Source organism: Kaistella treverensis, assembly GCF_900114045.1.
Classification (GTDB): Bacteria; Bacteroidota; Bacteroidia; order Flavobacteriales; family Weeksellaceae; genus Kaistella; species Kaistella treverensis.
Genome location: NZ_FORQ01000003.1, coordinates 221,637 through 238,924, shown reverse-complemented (window position 1 = coordinate 238,924; position 17,288 = coordinate 221,637). Strand labels below are relative to the sequence as shown.

Annotated in this window: 19 protein-coding genes and 1 tRNA gene; 10 read left to right on the top strand and 10 right to left on the bottom strand. The window is 39.0% G+C overall.

Features of this window, described 5'->3' with window-relative positions; genetic code table 11:
• Window positions 1-36 precede the first annotated feature (36 nt).
• From BMZ55_RS09345 to BMZ55_RS09330, 4 genes are all read left to right on the top strand, one after another.
• On the top strand, window positions 37-495 hold the full coding sequence (locus BMZ55_RS09345; protein ID WP_089820104.1) for a GtrA family protein: 459 nt from the start codon (window positions 37-39) through the stop codon (window positions 493-495).
• 33 nt (window positions 496-528) lie between these two features.
• A complete protein-coding gene (locus tag BMZ55_RS09340) occupies window positions 529-1,254 on the top strand; it encodes a lysophospholipid acyltransferase family protein (protein WP_089820103.1) in 726 nt (241 codons plus the stop codon).
• 42 nt (window positions 1,255-1,296) lie between these two features.
• Window positions 1,297-2,745, top strand: coding sequence for an MFS transporter (locus tag BMZ55_RS09335; RefSeq protein WP_089820102.1), 1,449 nt, complete (start codon window positions 1,297-1,299; stop codon window positions 2,743-2,745).
• 61 nt (window positions 2,746-2,806) lie between these two features.
• Window positions 2,807-3,799: a DUF3810 domain-containing protein gene (locus BMZ55_RS09330; RefSeq protein WP_233701936.1), complete on the top strand. Its 993-nt coding sequence runs from the start codon at window positions 2,807-2,809 to the stop codon at window positions 3,797-3,799.
• A 280-nt stretch (window positions 3,800-4,079) separates the two neighbouring features.
• Here the strand turns inward: BMZ55_RS09330 and BMZ55_RS09325 are convergent.
• The 7 genes from BMZ55_RS09325 to greA form a co-directional block, all read right to left on the bottom strand.
• Window positions 4,080-4,153 (bottom strand) — tRNA-Met (locus BMZ55_RS09325).
• Between the two features lie 46 nt (window positions 4,154-4,199).
• Window positions 4,200-5,483 carry a peroxiredoxin family protein gene (locus BMZ55_RS09320; RefSeq protein WP_089820101.1) on the bottom strand — a complete coding sequence of 428 codons (1,284 nt, stop codon included), beginning with the start codon at window positions 5,481-5,483 and terminating at the stop codon, window positions 4,200-4,202.
• A 62-nt stretch (window positions 5,484-5,545) separates the two neighbouring features.
• Window positions 5,546-5,764 carry a hypothetical protein gene (locus BMZ55_RS09315; protein WP_089820100.1) on the bottom strand — a complete coding sequence of 73 codons (219 nt, stop codon included), beginning with the start codon at window positions 5,762-5,764 and terminating at the stop codon, window positions 5,546-5,548.
• A 19-nt stretch (window positions 5,765-5,783) separates the two neighbouring features.
• Window positions 5,784-7,730, bottom strand: a complete 1,947-nt coding sequence (locus BMZ55_RS09310) for a T9SS type A sorting domain-containing protein (RefSeq protein WP_089820099.1) — start codon at window positions 7,728-7,730, stop codon at window positions 5,784-5,786.
• A gap of 90 nt (window positions 7,731-7,820) precedes the next feature.
• On the bottom strand, window positions 7,821-9,002 hold the full coding sequence (clpX, locus tag BMZ55_RS09305; protein ID WP_089820098.1) for an ATP-dependent Clp protease ATP-binding subunit ClpX: 1,182 nt from the start codon (window positions 9,000-9,002) through the stop codon (window positions 7,821-7,823).
• Window positions 9,003-9,027: 25 nt separating this feature from the next.
• A complete protein-coding gene (locus BMZ55_RS09300; RefSeq protein WP_089820097.1) occupies window positions 9,028-9,432 on the bottom strand; it encodes an HIT family protein in 405 nt (134 codons plus the stop codon).
• Window positions 9,433-9,570: 138 nt separating this feature from the next.
• The gene (gene greA / locus BMZ55_RS09295; RefSeq protein WP_039341210.1) at window positions 9,571-10,041 is read right to left on the bottom strand and encodes a transcription elongation factor GreA; all 471 of its coding nucleotides are present in this window, start codon (window positions 10,039-10,041) and stop codon (window positions 9,571-9,573) included.
• Between the two features lie 98 nt (window positions 10,042-10,139).
• Between greA and BMZ55_RS09290 the strand changes: the two genes are divergently transcribed.
• The 4 genes from BMZ55_RS09290 to BMZ55_RS09275 are packed head-to-tail and all read left to right on the top strand — an operon-like array spanning window position 10,140 to window position 12,360.
• Window positions 10,140-10,589 carry a Rieske (2Fe-2S) protein gene (locus BMZ55_RS09290; protein WP_089820179.1) on the top strand — a complete coding sequence of 150 codons (450 nt, stop codon included), beginning with the start codon at window positions 10,140-10,142 and terminating at the stop codon, window positions 10,587-10,589.
• Between the two features lie 15 nt (window positions 10,590-10,604).
• A complete protein-coding gene (dtd, locus tag BMZ55_RS09285) occupies window positions 10,605-11,054 on the top strand; it encodes a D-aminoacyl-tRNA deacylase (RefSeq protein WP_089820096.1) in 450 nt (149 codons plus the stop codon).
• A gap of 3 nt (window positions 11,055-11,057) precedes the next feature.
• Window positions 11,058-11,564: a hypothetical protein gene (locus BMZ55_RS09280; protein ID WP_089820095.1), complete on the top strand. Its 507-nt coding sequence runs from the start codon at window positions 11,058-11,060 to the stop codon at window positions 11,562-11,564.
• Between the two features lie 13 nt (window positions 11,565-11,577).
• Window positions 11,578-12,360 carry an alpha/beta fold hydrolase gene (locus tag BMZ55_RS09275; RefSeq protein WP_089820094.1) on the top strand — a complete coding sequence of 261 codons (783 nt, stop codon included), beginning with the start codon at window positions 11,578-11,580 and terminating at the stop codon, window positions 12,358-12,360.
• A 67-nt stretch (window positions 12,361-12,427) separates the two neighbouring features.
• Here BMZ55_RS09275 and BMZ55_RS09270 read toward each other — a convergent pair whose 3' ends face one another.
• Entirely contained in the window at window positions 12,428-13,435 is a 1,008-nt protein-coding gene (locus BMZ55_RS09270; RefSeq protein ID WP_089820093.1) for a DHH family phosphoesterase, read from the bottom strand.
• Window positions 13,436-13,670: 235 nt separating this feature from the next.
• On the opposite strand from BMZ55_RS09270, the gene rpmH reads away from it, so the two are divergent.
• Together rpmH and BMZ55_RS09260 are read left to right on the top strand one after the other, a co-directional pair.
• Window positions 13,671-13,829, top strand: coding sequence for a 50S ribosomal protein L34 (gene rpmH / locus BMZ55_RS09265; protein WP_084060812.1), 159 nt, complete (start codon window positions 13,671-13,673; stop codon window positions 13,827-13,829).
• A 158-nt stretch (window positions 13,830-13,987) separates the two neighbouring features.
• Complete coding sequence (locus BMZ55_RS09260; protein WP_039341229.1) at window positions 13,988-14,698, top strand: cell division ATP-binding protein FtsE; 711 nt, start codon at window positions 13,988-13,990, stop codon at window positions 14,696-14,698.
• Between the two features lie 66 nt (window positions 14,699-14,764).
• Here BMZ55_RS09260 and BMZ55_RS09255 read toward each other — a convergent pair whose 3' ends face one another.
• Both BMZ55_RS09255 and gltX read right to left on the bottom strand, forming a co-directional pair.
• Window positions 14,765-15,721 carry an acetyl-CoA carboxylase carboxyltransferase subunit alpha gene (locus BMZ55_RS09255; protein ID WP_039341232.1) on the bottom strand — a complete coding sequence of 319 codons (957 nt, stop codon included), beginning with the start codon at window positions 15,719-15,721 and terminating at the stop codon, window positions 14,765-14,767.
• A 48-nt stretch (window positions 15,722-15,769) separates the two neighbouring features.
• A complete protein-coding gene (gltX, locus tag BMZ55_RS09250; RefSeq protein WP_089820178.1) occupies window positions 15,770-17,281 on the bottom strand; it encodes a glutamate--tRNA ligase in 1,512 nt (503 codons plus the stop codon).
• Window positions 17,282-17,288: the final 7 nt, after the last annotated feature.

The following is a 17,288-nucleotide window of genomic DNA, read 5'->3' as shown; positions in this document are numbered from 1 at the left end:
TGTTTAACATATAATTTTAAATTTGCAAGTTGAGTTATGAAGCAACTTCTTTTTAAGCAAAAACAGATTGTTTTTTTTGGTATCGCAGGAGCGCTGAGCGCTTTTGTAGAAATTGGATTTTTTAAGATTTTTACCCTTTATTTGCCGGTTTTTTTTGAAAATGAAAGAAATTTCCACGGCATTCATTTCCCTTTAAGCAACATTTTTTCTACCAGCTGCGGCATCATCACCAATTATTTCCTGAGCATCTGGTTTGTATTTGAAAGAGGCAAACATTCGAAAAGGCGGGAATTTGTTTACTTTATGACGGTTTCGGTTTTTTCCACCATTTTAAGCTTAATTTTTTTCCAGATTTTCTTCAGCTTTATCTTCAGCGATCATCTGGATGTCGGCGTGTTCGTCTTCAGCCGTGAGATTTTAAGTAAAATTTCTGCGATCCTGCTTGTTTCGATTTTAAATTATTCCGTAAAAAAGAAAATCATTTTCAACGGATAAGGTTTTAGACAAAACCAGAAAAAATGCCATTTTATGACGAAATTTTTTAATTATCTCTGGCGCGGATGGATGATATTATTAGGTGCGGTGCTCACCTTTTTATTGGCGATTCCCGTTTTGGCTTTCTCCGTAAAAAAAGAACATTACCCCGTTGCTTATAAATTCATCCGGCTCTGGTGTTTCGGTATGTTTTACGGAATGGGTTTTCGGTATGACTTAATAAAGCTCACGGAAAAAAAAATCGATAAAAACCGGCAATATGTTTTCATTTCCAACCACACTTCGATAATGGATGTGATGTTACCGTGCATTTTAATGCCAAATCATCCGCTGTGTTATGTCGGTAAAAAAGAAATCGAAAAAATCCCGGTTTTTGGGTTGGTTTACAAAAGAATCTGCGTGATGGTGGACCGCAGTTCGCCAAAAAGCCGCGCCGACGTTTACCGCCGCTGCGCGGAAAGAATGGAAGAAGGCGACAGCATCGTCATTTTTCCGGAAGGTGGCGTGGCTGAAGATACTTCGATAATTCTGGACACCTTTAAAGACGGCGCTTTCACCTTGGCTTCAAAACATCAGTCGCCGCTGGCAGTTTTTACTTTTGTGGGTTTAAAGGAAATGTTTCCGTTCGATGCGTCGCGTGGTTTTCCGGGAAAAGTGAAAGTTTATTTCACCGATGTTATCGAACCAGAAGAAAGTGTTTCCGAGCTGAAAAGCGCGGCTTTTAACCAAATCAAAAATGTGTTGGTAAACCACCAATAATGGAATAAAACGGCTATATTTGTTTTCAAAAAATAACTTTATATGTCGACAAATTATTCTAAGCAAACCAATTGGGGACAGTTCGTGCCGTTGGTTACGGTCTTTTTCTTTTGGGGTTTCGTTGCAGCCAGTAACGATATTTTAATTCCGGTTTTCAAAAAAGCTTTTGATCTTACCCAAAGTCAAAGTCAGCTGGTTTCGGTTGCTTTTTACGTCGCATATACCGTAGGTTCTCTTATTTATATGTTTGTATCGCGCGCGATGAAGCAGGATTTGGTGAATAAAATTGGCTACAAAAACGGCTTAATTTTAGGTTTGCTGATTTCCGCTTCCGGAACTTTGCTATTTTATCCTGCCGCGAATCTCGGTTCATTTCCGCTAATGATTTCCGGACTTTTTATCGTAGGACTTGGGTTTTCGCTACAGCAGATTGTTGCAAATCCGCTTGCGATTGAAGTTGGACCTTCAGAAACCGGTTCGCAGCGTTTAACAATGGCAGGAGGAATCAATAACTTCGGAACGACCATCGGACCGCTGATTGTTTCTTTTGCGATTTTCGGTTCTGTAACCGCCGGAAATACCGAAGCGAGCATTGAATCGGTAAAAATTCCGTATTTGGTTTTGGGTGTTGCTTTTATTTTGGTGGCAATTTTACTTAAATTTTCGTCTTTACCACAAATTACTCCAACCATAAAAGAAGATACAGAAGATGTAATTCCGGGCGAACACCGCGATTCAGCTTTGAAATATCCGCAGTTGGTTTTAGGAATGATCGCGATTTTTGTTTACGTGGGCGTCGAAGTTTCTACGGCGAGTAATTTGCCGGCTTATATGGAAAATTCACTCGGATTTTCGACTAAAGATATTGCGCCTTACGTTTCGTTATACTGGGCTTCATTGATGATCGGGCGTTGGACCGGCGCTGTAGAAGCTTTTGATGTGACCTCCGGAACGAAGAAAATTCTGCGCTTTTTAGCACCTTATTTGGCTTTCGGAGTTTTCCTTTTGGTAAACGCCATCGCACAGCACGATCTCTCGCATTTTTATGTGTACGGACTGATTATTTTGGTGATGATCGCGGCCGATATTGCGAGTAAAGGAAATCCCGCGCGCATGCTGCTTATTTTCTCCGGCATGGGAATTTTAGCTTTGGTAATCGGAATGATGACCACCGGAATGACCTCGGTTTACGCATTTACAAGCGTTGGTTTGTTCTGCTCCACACTTTGGCCGTGTATTTTCGCGCTGGCGATTAACGGTCTCGGTAAGCACACCAATCAGGGTTCGGGATATCTAATTATGATGATTATGGGCGGCGGAATAGTTTCCTGGATTCAGGGCGTACTTGCAGATGCGGTGAACATTCATTTCAGCTACATCGTTGGCGTCGCGTGTTTCGCTTATCTGGCTTTCTACGCCGTTCAGGTGACCAAAATTCTGAAAAAGCAGGGAATTGAATTAGACAGCGTGGAAAAAGCAAATGCTCATTAATTTTAAAAAACTATATCGCAGAAAAAGATTTTGGGCAGGTTTATTACTTGCCCAATTTGTTTTGTTTTTTCTGTTTTCGAAAATCCAGTTTTTTTCGGCGTTATTCCATCATTTTTTTGAATTTCAGAAAGCGTCCCATCAAAAATTATTTGCGGGAATTCCGTTTTCGGTCGGTGATGTTTTATACATTTTGCTGATTATTTATTTCGCATTTATTTTCATTAAAATTTTAAACCGGAAAAAAAGGCCCGTTTACCTGCTAAAATTTTTAATGTTTTTAAATGTACTGTATTTCATCTACCAGATTTTCTGGGGAATGCTTTACTTTCAAAAACCACTTTTGGAAAAGCTACCGGAAAAAAATATCGGGTTAAATGAGGTAAAATTTCTGACTTTAAAATATCTGGAAAAATGCAAAAAATCGCGGGAATTTGTAAGTGAAGATGAGCACGGTGTTTTCAGAATTAATGATTTCCAGAAAGTGGAAACTGAAGTTTTAGCACAACAGAAAAAAATTCCGGCCTTTTTGAGCCGAAAATCTGCAACGGAAATTCATGCGTTTAAAAAGTCGCTGTTCCATAACGTCATAAGTTATAGCGGGATTTTGGGTTATTATAATCCGTTTACCGCCGAAACACAATATAATGCTGATTTACCGGACACGTATTTGCCGTTCACTTTAGCGCATGAAAGCGCGCATCAGCTTGGTTTTGCGCGCGAACAGGAAGCAAATTTCGTAGGTTATTTAATTGGAAGAAATTCGAAAAACCCAGATTTAAAATACAGCACAGACTATTTTGTTTTGAAATCACTTTTGAATTCATTGGTAGAAGAAAATCCGGAATTTGTAAAAAATGTGATTGATAATTATTCGGAAGGAATGAAACGCGACCGAAATGCGGAAAAATTATTTGTTGAAAAACATGCCGGATTGCTCGATATTTTTTTCGGTTTCACCAATGATCTTTTTCTGAAAAGCAACCAGCAGGACGGCACCATTACGTATTCTTATTTCATCGATCTGTTGCTGCGCTACGACGAAAATGTGAAATAAAAAGAATCGCAACTTACGAAGCGATTCTAAAAACACAAATGATGAAAAAAAATTTATTTACTCTCTAAGGATTTCTCCTTAAGCATTGTAAATGTAGTGCAAATTTACAACATTACCACATTGGTAAGTAGCTTTTTTATATTTTTTGCAGAGTGATATTTGTCACGTGAAAATCAAGATAATATGAAGAGGAAATCTTCATTAAATATTTGCCGCTACAAGGGCAAAAAATCTGAAATTGCTAAAACCGAAAAAACCCAGCTTTTGCCGGGTTTTTTTGTAGCGAAGACGGGAATTGAACCCGTGACCTCAGGGTTATGAATCCTGCGCTCTAACCAACTGAGCTACCTCGCCGTTTTGGTGGTGCAAATATAAAAATATTTTGTGAGGTAGCAAATAATTACTTTAACTTTAGATAAGAAATTACGTCGGCAGCGTGGTCTGGCTTTGCTATGATTTTGTTGTTAGCGTCCAGTATGAAATACGTTGGTGTCGCATGGATGTTGTAGGTGTCAGAATAAGAACTGTTCCAGCCTTTCAACTCTGTATCATTAATCCACGGAAGCATTTTCACCTTGCTTTCGTAGGCGCTTTTGTCATTGTCTAAAGACAAAGCAACGATTTCACCTTTCTGACCTTTAATAGCATTGTATTTTTCAATAAGCGTTGGCAGTTCTGCTTCGCAGTGCGAACATGTTGAAGCCCAAAAAACCACTACTTTTTTATCAGCCTTAATATCGTGAAGCGTTTTCGCGGTCGTGTTGCTGGCATTTTTAAATGTGTAATTCGGGAAAACCGCACCAATTTCCGTGTTTTTGTTGGTGGAAATGGTTTGAGCTAGCCGGTCGTTAATTGTACATTTTAAATTGGTGGCTTCGGTGAGATATTTATTTTTCAAATCGGGCATTCCATAGGTGTCGAAAATTTCAATCAGTTCCGACATTACTGTTTGCCCGCGTGGCGTTTCAGTATTTACCGCAGCTAAAAGTTTGTCCACATCGGCAATGATGTTTGTGCTTGGTCCGATGTTTAAATAAGATACCAAAATGGGACGCAACAACGAAGAAGTTTCCAGCATGTCGGTTGATTTGTTTATAAAATCAATGATTTCCGCATGGGTGACCGCGTTTGCACCTGCTTTCTTTTCAATGTATTTTCTGTAATTGGTGTTGTAGAAGTTGATGAACGGAAATTTTGTAGCGTCGGTCACATTTGTAGACAGCCGCTCAATTTCCTGAGTAAGCGCGGTACCGAAACCAGCGTCTGTTTTATAATATTCTTTAATCTGGTAAAGCGCCGGCAAAATTATTTCTTTCTTCTGCTGTATATCCTGAATTTGGTTCATCGTTGCGTTCGCTTCATCCAGATATGCTACGTCCGTAATTTTATTATTTGCGGTGGTAAACTTCAGCTTTACATCTTTGTTCTCGGAAATAAAATTGATGGTAGCATTATTTTCCGGAAAATAAAGTTTCATCATTCCGGTGTATGGTTGTTTTACCTGAATTTGCCAGGCATTTCCTTTTTTTATTTCTCTGGTGCTCAGGACATCTTTAGAACCATTTAAGGTATAAAGGTAAACTTCCTTTGGTGCAAATGACGCCGGTGCTTCAATGCTGATTTTAAATTGTGCGCTATAGGAAATGCACATCAATAAACTTGTAAATAGAACAATTTTTTTCATGTTGTAAATATAAAAAAACCCACCGAGTTACGGTGAGTTCTTTTTTTTGTTTTAATCCAGTACTAAGCGAGTTTTTTACTTGCTCTCTTTGCATAATAAGCAATAAATAAAACTGCTACAATGCCCAATACATAAATGTATGCATCAATTGGCGACGCCGGGGCACCCGGCCCAACACCACCACCACCACCACCCGGAGGAGCCGGCGGACCTGTTTGAGCACTTAAAAAGGCACCTACTGTAAGGAATGCGAATAATAAAATTTTATTAATATAGTTCATAATTTAACCTTTTTAAGAATTATCTGATAATTTTTGTACTGAATTTTTCGCCAGTTTCTGAAAGCGCTGTCACAATATATGCGCTGTTTTGTTTGCTTAATTTTAAATTGTAATCACTGCCGGTTTCAACATTTTTGTTGGAAATAATAAGCTTTCCGCTCATATCATAAACCTGAACATCCGCTTTTTTCCAGTTTGGATCAAACCTTACAAAGAAACCGTCCGTACTTGGATTGTAAACTACTCTTGTTCTGCTTGGTTTCACTACGTTATCTGTTCCGAGAGAAGTTGTAGCTTTACCGTAAAATAAGCTGTATTTATCACCTCTTACAGGAACTATAGAGTTTTGCGAAGCTTCCTTTATTTCTCCGTTGGTATCTTTATAATAAAAACCAATTCCTGTAGATAATGTGTGCTGACCTTTATCGATTAACTCCGCGTTTTCTCTGATTTCAAATTTAAGAGATTTAATATCGCGGTTATAAAGCATCAAAGGTATAGCTTTTCCAAAAAAGTCTTTTTCATTTGCTTCATTAATATAAAGCCAGTATGCATCTTTTACCTTATCGTCAATACCGCCATTTACAGCATCTTCTTCATAAGTACCAATAATATTTTGGCTACCTAGAACTGCTTGTGTCGTAGATTTTGAAGAATGTCCGGTTGTACCGTTTTCGTAAACCACGTAATATGCTCTAGACATTTCTTTTCCGTTCGCATCTAACGCAATTACGCCTAATTGCTTAACAGTGCTTGTTCCAACCATCTTTTCCGCCGTTGGACTGTATGGAGTGCTGTTATTTCGTGAACCTGGGTTAAACCGGCGTAAACCATCAAAATTTAAAGTTCGGTTAGAACCGACCTCAGGATCGTTATTTCTTAATTTGATCGCAATAGCTTCCATTGGCTGAATGGATACATCCACGTCCCCTACAGGAATAGGACTAAACCCATCATTTGTGAAACTTATAATATCGGCATTTACAGACCACGTTGCGCCTGCTTCATTTGAAACAACACCGCCCGGATCTAATCTTATACCTTGAATTGCACTTATATTATTTCCATCTGTTGTTGCACCACTTTCAACTCGTCCAATAAATTTCAAATCTAAGTTAACGAGGTATGGATTTCCGTACTGATAAATATTTTTCCCGTAGGTAGGAACAGAATAAGGAGTTGCTCCCGGAGCTACTAACTGCGCATCCCAAGCATCTTGCAGGTACGTGTTATACGGCTCACTATATGAGTTTCTCATATTCCCTGTTGGTCCGAAATCAACTTCTGCTCCGGCATTTACCATCGTTTCTTTCACACCATTTGCAAATGGAATTCCTCTTAAAGTGAACACATCACCGACAAGAGGACTAGCTGAATTAAAGTCCTTGGAACCTAACATATAGTAAGTCGTTCCCTTTAACGTAAAATTACTTGTGCTGAAATTATCAGCTTCCACATTGTCATTATCCCAAATAAGAATTTCATTTTGGGACCGTCGAACATCGGTAAAGTTTTTACCTAATTCTGAATCCAGGGAAGCCATTGGTTTATTGAAAAACGGAAGTGCAACCTGCTGGTAAGTACCATGTTTTAGAGTTTTGTATTCTCTGTCAACAATCCCAGTAATATTACTCTGGGGAATTCCATCAATGTAAAGTTGCCCGTAACTAGTAGCGTCAACGGCTAATGGTGAATTTATACGAACAATGATGTTACGGCCATCCGTTTTTTCACCGATCCCTGCGGCATCATACGTTCTAATACCGTCAGTTGCATCGCCGACAATCATTAAATTTCCATGCAAATCAATGATACCGTTTCCTTTGGTCTGAATACCGCCGCCGTTGTATACTAAGGCATATTCGCCAACATAGAAATTGCCGCCATTATCAACATGAATAAGTGCCTGGGCACTCATTGATAAACTTAACGACAAAAATCCTACAGTTAATAGATTTTTTTTCATTATAAGTAGTGTTTGTGTTTTTAAAAAATAAGCCTGAGCTACAAATATACTATTTTTTTGAACACACCAATAATTATACCATCAAAAACTTTAAAATGAAATGTTTTCCTTGGTTACAGCAACTTTCTTTTCGGCATCGATATCAAACATATAATCTTCCAAAACTTTTTCCGTAGTACCGCGAAGTCCACGCGCGCCCAAACCTTTTTCGTTGGTTTCTTCCACAATCATCTCCAAAGCTTCATCAGTAAAGGAAAGTTCTACCCCATCCATTTTGAAAAGCTCTACAAACTGGTTGATGATAGAGTTTTTAGGCTCTTTCATAATCCTCAACATCGTTTCTTTTGTCAGTTTTTCGAGATAGGTAATGATCGGGAATCTTCCTAAAAGTTCCGGAATAAGGCCGAATTTTCGAAGATCGATTGCATTGATTTGCTTTAAAATATAGTCGTCTTCATCAACTTTATTTATTTTATCGGCGCTGAAACCAATAGCCTGTTTGTTCAATCGACGTTCAATAATTTCCTTAATTCCGTCAAAAGCCCCACCGGCAATAAACAGGATATTTTGGGTATTAACCTGAATGTATTTCTGATCCGGATGTTTTCTTCCCCCTTGCGGTGGAACGTTTACAATGCTGCCTTCCAGTAATTTAAGCAAACCTTGCTGCACACCTTCGCCGGAAACATCACGCGTAATACTTGGGTTATCAGATTTGCGCGCAATTTTGTCGATTTCATCAATGAAAACAATTCCACGTTCCGCTTTTTGCACGTCGTAATCCGCGACCATCAAAAGTCGGGAAAGTATGCTTTCTACATCTTCACCAACATAACCCGCTTCGGTAAGAATGGTTGCATCAACGATACAGAAAGGAACATTTAGTTCTTTAGCGATGGTTTTAGCCAGAAGCGTTTTCCCGGTTCCGGTTTCACCGATCATGATGATATTCGATTTTTCAATCTCCACTTCACGGTTTTCATCCTGTGCGTGAAGTAATCTTTTATAATGGTTGTAAACCGCGATGGAAAGCTGCTTTTTTGCCTGATCCTGACCAATAACATACTGATCCAGGAACTTTTTTATTTCCATCGGTTTCTTTAACTCTTCCATAGTATTTGCCGGGAAAACCCCATTTTTCGTTGAAGTTTCCTTTACAATTCCATGAGCCTGTTCAATACACTCTTCGCAGATAAATCCGTCGTTTCCGGAAATTAACATTTGAACTTCATTTCGTTTCTTACCGCAAAAAGAACATTGGTTTGAATTCATATAATATTATTAAAAATAATTTTTTTTAAAGGTTAAGCGCTTCGGAGTTAACGATGCGTTGTTGGATTCTCTTGTATTCCTCTTCAGAAAATTCTAAACGCGCGTTTTTGAAATTCATATCTTCCATTTTCGAAATCGGGATGAGGTGAATATGCGCGTGCGGAACTTCCAGACCCACAACTGCCACAGCAATTCTTTTAGCCGGATAAGCTACTTCCAATTTTTTTGCCACTTTCTGCGCGAAAGCCCAAAGATTTTTATATGCTTCCGATTCCAGATCGAAAATAAAATCTGTTTCTTCCTTCGGTATGACCAAAGTATGACCTTCCACCAGCGGCATCGCATCTAAAAAGGCCAGATTTTCAGCATCTTCAGCAATTACATACGCCGAAATTTCTCCTTTTACAATCTTCGTGAAAATAGATGCCATTTTTGATATTTTAAATTAAAAAACCCACGCCGAAGCGCGGGTACAAATTTACAAAATCTGAAATAATAGTTCAGTTAAGGTTTTATTAATTTTATTTCACAAAAAATTCGCTGCTAAAACAGCATATTTTCATAATTTCTAAAGTGAAATTTCTAAAATATCGAATGAAAGTTTATTACCGTTTGGCAAAACAATTTCTGCGGTTTCACCTACAACTTTTCCTAACAAACCTTTCGCAATCGGCGTGTTCACTGATATTCTTCCGGTTTTAATATCGCTTTCGTTATCAGGAACCAAAGTGAATTTCTGCTCAGCTTTTGTGGCATTATTTTTCAAACGAACCGTGGTCAAAATAGAAACTTTTGAAATATCAAGCTGGCTTTCGTCAATCACTTTAGCATTGATGATGATGTCTTTCAGTTTAGAAATCTTCATTTCCAACATTCCCTGTGCTTCTTTAGCCGCGTCGTATTCGGCGTTTTCAGAAAGATCTCCTTTGTCGCGGGCTTCTGCAATCTGCTGCGTGATCTTTGGTCTTTCTATTGTTTCCAGCTTCTCCAATTCCGCCTTCATTTTGTCTAAACCTTCTTTGGTGACGTAACTTGCCATAGCTTCTAATATTTAGCGTTAGTATAAAAAAATAATCCGACATTTGTCGGACACTGTTTATGGGTGATTTGTTTCACAAAGATATAAATTTATTTTACATGAAATACATTTTTTACCGGCTTTTCGGCACAATAATTCTCATTTTCAGTCTTTTAAATCTGCAGTCCTGCGCAGATCGTCGCGAAACCGTCAGCTGTTTTCCCGAAACTCCGATAAATGTTGTTTTAAACCTCAATCTTCCCGCTTATTTTAATTTACAATCTGTTGGCGGTTGGATTTATGTTGATGAGCAGCAATCCGGAACACGCGGTTTAATCGTGGTTCGTACCACAACAGGCTACAAAGTTTACGACCGGAACGCGCCGCACATTTGCCCCGATGCAAATACTACGCTGAACGTGGTTGAAAACATTAAAATTACCTGCGCGAAAGACGGTGCGGAATGGATTTTATTAACCGGCGAACCCATCAAAATCGCCACCGTTCCACCGAAAACTTATCCCTACAGCTACGATCGCAATTCCAATATTTTATCGGTTTCTTACTAAGATTTTTTAATTTTTATGAAAGCAGTTATTCAGCGTGTTTCCAAATCTTCCATTCAAGTAGACGGAAAAATCGTGGGTGAAATTGCCGCCGGTCTTTGCCTTTTAATCGGCATTGATGAAGACGACGCGAAAACTGATGCGGAATGGCTTACGCAGAAGACTTTAAACCTTCGAATTTTTGGTGATGAAGACGGAAAATTAAACAAATCGGTTTTGGATATTTCGGGTGAAATCCTTTGCATCAGCCAGTTTACCTTAATCGCCGATTATAAAAAAGGCAACCGACCTTCCTTCATCAAAGCTGCCAAACCTGATGTTGCAATTCCATTATTTGAATTTTTCAAAGCGGAACTTGCAAAATCCGGTTTAAAAATAGAAAGCGGAATTTTCGGCGCGGATATGAAAGTTGAAATCAGCAACGACGGGCCTGTAACCATTGTGATGGATTCCAAAACCAAAATGTAAAGCATGAAATATTTTTTAGCCGCTATTTGGGCACTTTTTTTCATTTCCTGCACACAAAAAGAAACCGTGGAAGACCCGCTGATTACCGCGGAACACAGAAGAATTGAATCGCTGAATGTCATCAGAACAAAAATTAATGACAGCATCGCGCTGAAAAACAGCAAAAACAAATTCCACAACTTAGCGGGAAAACATCAACTCAGTTTTTCAAATGACGAAAATTTGCCGTTTTATGGCGGTATTTTTTTTAAAGCGAACGGTGGCGATAAATATGAGGTTGAAGGCAGCGCGAAATCCGGAAAAAACTCATTGAAAATCGAGGGAAAAATAAGAAGAGTTTCTGAAAGGCATCTTAATTTTGAAGGTGAAATTACACAAAACATCAACGGTGAAATTTATAAACGCACCGGTAAAACCACTTTTTTTGATGAAAAAAAGGGGAATTTTTGGCGCCTTCAGAACAAAATAAATGGCGAAGGTTTTGTTGATTACATTGACATTCATTTCTAAAAAAATCTAAATTATGCTGAATTTCAAAACTTCTGGAAGCGGAAAAGAAAACTTGGTTTTGCTGCACGGTTTTATGGAAAACCTCTCCATTTGGGACGAAATGGAAAAATTTCTGTCCGATAAATTTTCACTGATTAAAATCGATTTGCCGGGACATGGCAGTTCGAAAGTTTACCACGAAACGCACACGATGGAATTTATGGCGGAAAAAGTGAAAGAAATTACCGATTTTTTAAAATTGGATAAATTCCACCTTTTAGGTCATTCCATGGGCGGTTATGTTTCGCTCGCTTTCGCGGAAAAATATCCGGAAGTTTTAAAAAGTTTAACCTTATTTTTTTCAAATTATCTGGCTGATGACGATGAGAAAAAAGAACAGCGCCAGAAAAGTTTAAGAATTATTAAAGAAGCTTATCCCGGTTATGTAAATGCGGGAATTCCGAATCTTTTTAACCCAAACGAAAAAGATTTCCTGGAAGCCAAAATAGAAATTGCAAAAAAAATCGCCCTGAGCACCGAAAATTCAGGTGTAATTGCCGCAGTGAAAGGAATGATTGAAAGAACGGATAAAACTTCTTTAATCCAGAATTTTGAAAATAAGATTCTGGTTATCGCCGGAAAACACGATAACGCCGTAAAAACCGAAGAATTGCTGAAAAATTTGCCGGATAAAACCAATATCAAATCTTACGTTTTAGATTCGGGCCACAACGGACACTGGGAAAAACCGGAAGTCTGCGCAGCCATCATTAATACCGAACTTCTGCACCATTTACCAAAACATTTCGTGCTGTAAGTTTTGAAAAAAATGCCCAAATAGCGGCGAAAAAAAGGTTGTCTTTGCAGGCAACCTTTTTTATTTTTTAAAATTCTTCGTCGGTGATTTTCTCTTTAAAATCTTCGATGGTTTCTTCAATCGTTTTGAAATATTTTCCACCCGCCGCATTGATGTGTCCGCCGCCGTTGAAATATTTTCGGGAAAATTGGTTAACATCAACATCATCTTTTGAACGGAAAGAAATTTTAATGAAATCTTCATATAAATCTTCCATAAAAAACGCAGAAACCTGCGTTCCCATAATGCTTAAGCCGTAGTTTACAAAACCTTCGGTGTCGCCTTTCTGGAAGCCATATTCTTTCAGTTCCTCGCGTTTTAACCAAAGAATGGCAACTTTTCCGTCTTTCACGACTTCAATTCTGCCTAAAATCAATGCCAGCAAATGAAGCCGAGAAACGGTATTTGTATCCCAGGTTTTCGAAGTAATCATTGCAGGATCTGCACCATTTTCAATTAAGTTGGCCACAATCCGATGTGTGGTCGCGCTTGTAGAACGAAAACGGAAACCGCCGGTATCGGTCATAATTCCCGTGTAAAGACATTCCGCCACATTTTGATCGACCAAATTTTCCTCTTCCAAACCCTGAATAAAATGGTAAACCATCTGGCAGGTTGCGGGAACTTTCACATCGGAATACACGAAATCAAAATCTTCCGGCTGCTGGTGATGATCGACGAGAATTTTTGTGGCGCGCGCCTTTTCGATCCAGGGACCTACCAGATTTCCACTTCGGTGCGAGGCATTGAAATCTAAAATAAAAATGATATCAGCATTATGAATGGCTTCGCCGGCAACTTTCCGCTTATAATCTGCGATGATGACTTGCTTTGCGCCGGGCATCCATTTAAGGAATTTCGGAAAATCGTTCGGCACGATTACATCAGATTCAAGACCTTTATTTTTCAGAAAATGCTGCAAGCCTAAACTGGAACCAATTGCGTCGCCATCGGGATTATAATGGGTGATAATGACGATTTTTTTGTCCGGAGTGAGTAGATTTTGGATATCGGTAAGTTCTGCAGCTGTAAACATTGGTGAGGTAAATTTTTAGAAAGGCAAAGATAAGGTTTGTTTTTATTTTTTGGTTGCCGGCTTTTAATTTGATTCATATTTGAATGTGCTGAAAGAAAAAAATCTGCTGTTTTTAAAGCAATAAATTTTACCGGTTATTAACCTAAAAAATTTACTTTTAAATTTGCAGAAAGTAAAAAGTTTTCTATCTTTGCAATCTGAAAATAAGATATAGTTTTTACTAAAAATAATCGCAATGCCAAAAAGAACATTTCAACCATCTGAAAGAAAAAAAAGAAACAAACACGGTTTCCGTGAAAGAATGTCTACTCCAAACGGAAGAAGAGTGTTGGCTGCTAGAAGAGCGAAAGGCAGAAAGAGTTTAACTGTAAGTGCACAGCGCGCTAAGAGATAATCTCAGGAATTATCATATAAAATTATGCTTGAAAAGTTTCTTTTCAGGCATTTTTTGTTTGTTAAAATTTGCTAAATTGTAGCACGCAAAGAAAGTTTTATTTACTTTTGGTGGGCTATTGCAGCACATGCATTTACTTTAATTCAATTGTACTTTATATGCCACATACTTATCAGGAAGGACAGGATGTTATCCGGCTAAAAAATGCCAAAATTGCCCAGAAAAATTTTACCGTTCTGAACGATGTTAACTTAAATATTAAAAAAGGCCGTTTTTGCTACCTCATCGGGAAAACCGGTTCAGGTAAAAGTTCGCTTTTAAAAACCATTTACGGGCACATTCCGCTCACCGGCGGCCAGGGAAATATTGCGGGTTTCGACTTAGAAAAACTCCGCACTTCGGACATTCCGAATTTACGCCGCAAACTTGGAATTGTTTTCCAGGATTTTCAGCTTTTACCGGACCGAACTGTAGAAAAAAATCTTCGTTTCGTTTTGGAAGCTACAGGCTGGGACGACAAAACAAAAATTGATGACCGGATTAATGAAGTTTTGGCAAGCGTTGGTATGAAATCGAAAAAGCATAAAATGCCGCATGAACTTTCAGGTGGTGAGCAACAGCGTATAGCAATTGCGCGTGCGCTTTTAAACCACCCCGAATTGATTCTTGCTGATGAGCCCACCGGAAACCTGGATCCGGAAACTTCGAACGAAATTATGACTTTATTGAAGCAGGTTGCAGTTGAAAATGGTTCTGCAGTAGTAATGGCGACGCACGATTATCACATGATTCAGAATTTCCCGGGCGAAGCAATTCGCTGTGAAGACGGAAAAGTAACTGTTCTGGACACTTCCGAACTTTTCGAATAATTCTGTTATTTTAAATAAAAAAATCCTGCTAAACGGCAGGATTTTTTGTTTTTTCTAAAAGCGAAATTAACCTTTAAACTGGCCCATGGCAATGAATTTATCTTGTCTTTGCGTTTCAAGTTCTTTACCGGTGAATTTCGAAAAAGCTTTGATGTTTTGTAAAATCGAAGTTTTCAAATGCTCATAAGCAACTTTTGGATCGTAATGTGCACCACCAAGCGGTTCTTCGATAATTCCATCAATAAATTTTTCGTGTAAAGCATCATTGGGCGTAAGTTTTAAAGCATTTGCGGCGTCTTCCTTGTGATCCCAGTTTCTCCATAAAATGGAAGAGCAACTTTCCGGTGCAATTACGGTGTACCAGGTGTTTTCAAGCATATAAACTTTATTTCCCACACCAATTCCCAAAGCGCCTCCGCTGGCACCTTCACCAATGATGTACACGAAAATCGGCGTTTTCAGCATGGTCATTTCGAAGATATTTCTGGCAATTGCTTCACCTTGCCCGCGTTCTTCAGCTTCCAAACCAGGATAAGCTCCCGGTGTATCGATTAAAGAAATTACAGGAATATGGAATTTTTCCGCCAATTTCATCAATCTTAAAGCTTTTCGGTAACCTTCGGGATTGGACATGCCAAATCTTCGGTGTTGTCTTTCCTTAGTTGTACGACCTTTTTGCGTTCCGATAATCATCACTCGTTGTCCGTCGATGGTTGCTAAACCGCCAATCATTGCCGGATCATCCGCAAAATTTCGGTCGCCGTGCAGTTCCAGGAAACTGTCTTTATCTGTAATTCCTTTGATGAAATCTAACGTATACGGCCGGTCCGGGTGACGCGAAAGCTGCACGCGCTGCCACGGCGTAAGGTTATGATAAATTTCTTTTTTCTTTTCTATAATTTTATCCTCGATTTGCGAACAGGCGAGCTTTACGTCTACCCCACTTTCTTCGCCCACCAATGAACAGGTTTGATACTGATCCATCAGATCCTTAATCGGAAGTTCAAAACTTAAGTATTCCATTTCAGTTATTACAAATTATGAGTCAAATTTAGGGAAAATTCTAGGAAATCAGGGAATATTATTCACCGCATTTTGAATCCTGGCGGCACATTCATCTTTTCCAAGGATTTGCATAATATCAGGCACATCCGGACCTTTCAGTTCACCAACCAAACACAGGCGCAGCGGCATCATTACTTTTCCCATACCTGTATTTTGACTTTCAGCAAAATCATGAATTTCCTGTTTCAGTCCTTCGGCTGAAAATGAAAAATTTGCCATTTGAGCGGCTAAAATTATCATTAATGATTTCGCGCTTTCGCTCCAGGCTTTTTTAACGGCTTTTTCGTCATAATTTGTCGGAGCTTCGAAGAAGAATTTTCCATCTTCATAAATGTCTTTCGGGAAAGTTGCACGCTCTTTCATTAATGAAATTACTTTCAGCAGTTTTTCGTCACCGGAATTCGATAAATCTAAATCTTTTGAAGATTTTAGTAATTCCAAAACTTCTTCGTCAGATTTTGATTTTAAATATTGCTGATTAAACCATTCCGCTTTTTCTTTTGAAAACCTGGCGCCGGCTTTATGAACCTTGTGCAGATCAAATTCCTGAACCATTTCCTCTAAAGTCAGAATTTCACGGTCGTTAGCGGGACTCCAGCCCAAAAGCGCTACCATATTGATGAAGGCATCTGGCAAATAACCTTCTTCGCGGTAACCTTTCGAAATATTTCCGGTTTCAGGATCTTTAAAATTCAACGGAAATACCGGAAAACCGAATTTATCACCATCTCTTTTGCTTAATTTTCCTTTTCCTTCGGGCTTCAGAATTAAAGATAAATGCGCGAACTGCGGCTTTTCCCAACCCATTGCTTCGTATAACAAATAGTGCAAACCAAGCGACGGCAACCATTCTTCACCACGGATGACGTGCGAAATTTCCATCTCGTGATCATCAACAATATTCGCGAAATGGTAAGTTGGCATTCCGTCATTTTTCACCAAAACTTTATCATCTAAAGTATTGGTGTTCACCGCAAATTTTCCGCGGATAATGTCTTCAAGATTTAAAACGCGGTCCACCGGCATTTTAAAACGCACAACATAAGGAACCTGAGCTGCGAGAAGCTTCTGAACTTCATCTGCAGAAAGCGTAATTGAGTTTTTCAGGCGGTTTCTGGTGATATAGTTATAAGCGAAAACATCGCCGTTCTGTTCGAATTCTTTCCGGATTTCGTCCAGTTCTTCAGTGGTGTCAAATGCCAGATAAGCATAATCGGTTTTGAGAAGTTCTACCAGATGACGATCGTAAATTTCACGTCTTTCAGACTGACGGTACGGCGCATATTTTCCGCCTTGTTTTGGGCTTTCATCGGGGATAATTCCGCACCATTCCAGCGCTTCCATAATATATTCTTCCGCACCTTCCACGTAACGCGCGGTATCGGTATCTTCAATTCTCAAAACGAAATCGCCGCCCTGACTTTTAGCAAAAAGATAATCATATAAGGCAGTTCGTACGCCACCTAAATGTAAAGGCCCGGTTGGACTCGGCGCAAAACGCACTCTAACTTTGCTCATTTTCTGT

Bases quoted from the DNA above. Each gene is read 5' to 3' on its own strand.
- BMZ55_RS09345 (WP_089820104.1), top strand. From the start codon at position 37: ATGAAGCAACTTCTTTTTAAGCAAAAACAGATTGTTTTTTTTGGTATC.
- BMZ55_RS09340 (WP_089820103.1), top strand. From the start codon at position 529: ATGACGAAATTTTTTAATTATCTCTGGCGCGGATGGATGATATTATTA.
- BMZ55_RS09335 (WP_089820102.1), top strand. From the start codon at position 1,297: ATGTCGACAAATTATTCTAAGCAAACCAATTGGGGACAGTTCGTGCCG.
- BMZ55_RS09320 (WP_089820101.1), bottom strand. From the start codon at position 5,483: ATGAAAAAAATTGTTCTATTTACAAGTTTATTGATGTGCATTTCCTAT.
- BMZ55_RS09315 (WP_089820100.1), bottom strand. From the start codon at position 5,764: ATGAACTATATTAATAAAATTTTATTATTCGCATTCCTTACAGTAGGT.
- BMZ55_RS09310 (WP_089820099.1), bottom strand. From the start codon at position 7,730: ATGAAAAAAAATCTATTAACTGTAGGATTTTTGTCGTTAAGTTTATCA.
- clpX (WP_089820098.1), bottom strand. From the start codon at position 9,002: ATGAATTCAAACCAATGTTCTTTTTGCGGTAAGAAACGAAATGAAGTT.
- BMZ55_RS09300 (WP_089820097.1), bottom strand. From the start codon at position 9,432: ATGGCATCTATTTTCACGAAGATTGTAAAAGGAGAAATTTCGGCGTAT.
- greA (WP_039341210.1), bottom strand. From the start codon at position 10,041: ATGGCAAGTTACGTCACCAAAGAAGGTTTAGACAAAATGAAGGCGGAA.
- BMZ55_RS09290 (WP_089820179.1), top strand. From the start codon at position 10,140: ATGAAATACATTTTTTACCGGCTTTTCGGCACAATAATTCTCATTTTC.
- dtd (WP_089820096.1), top strand. From the start codon at position 10,605: ATGAAAGCAGTTATTCAGCGTGTTTCCAAATCTTCCATTCAAGTAGAC.
- BMZ55_RS09280 (WP_089820095.1), top strand. From the start codon at position 11,058: ATGAAATATTTTTTAGCCGCTATTTGGGCACTTTTTTTCATTTCCTGC.
- BMZ55_RS09275 (WP_089820094.1), top strand. From the start codon at position 11,578: ATGCTGAATTTCAAAACTTCTGGAAGCGGAAAAGAAAACTTGGTTTTG.
- BMZ55_RS09270 (WP_089820093.1), bottom strand. From the start codon at position 13,435: ATGTTTACAGCTGCAGAACTTACCGATATCCAAAATCTACTCACTCCG.
- rpmH (WP_084060812.1), top strand. From the start codon at position 13,671: ATGCCAAAAAGAACATTTCAACCATCTGAAAGAAAAAAAAGAAACAAA.
- BMZ55_RS09260 (WP_039341229.1), top strand. From the start codon at position 13,988: ATGCCACATACTTATCAGGAAGGACAGGATGTTATCCGGCTAAAAAAT.
- BMZ55_RS09255 (WP_039341232.1), bottom strand. From the start codon at position 15,721: ATGGAATACTTAAGTTTTGAACTTCCGATTAAGGATCTGATGGATCAG.
- gltX (WP_089820178.1), bottom strand. From the start codon at position 17,281: ATGAGCAAAGTTAGAGTGCGTTTTGCGCCGAGTCCAACCGGGCCTTTA.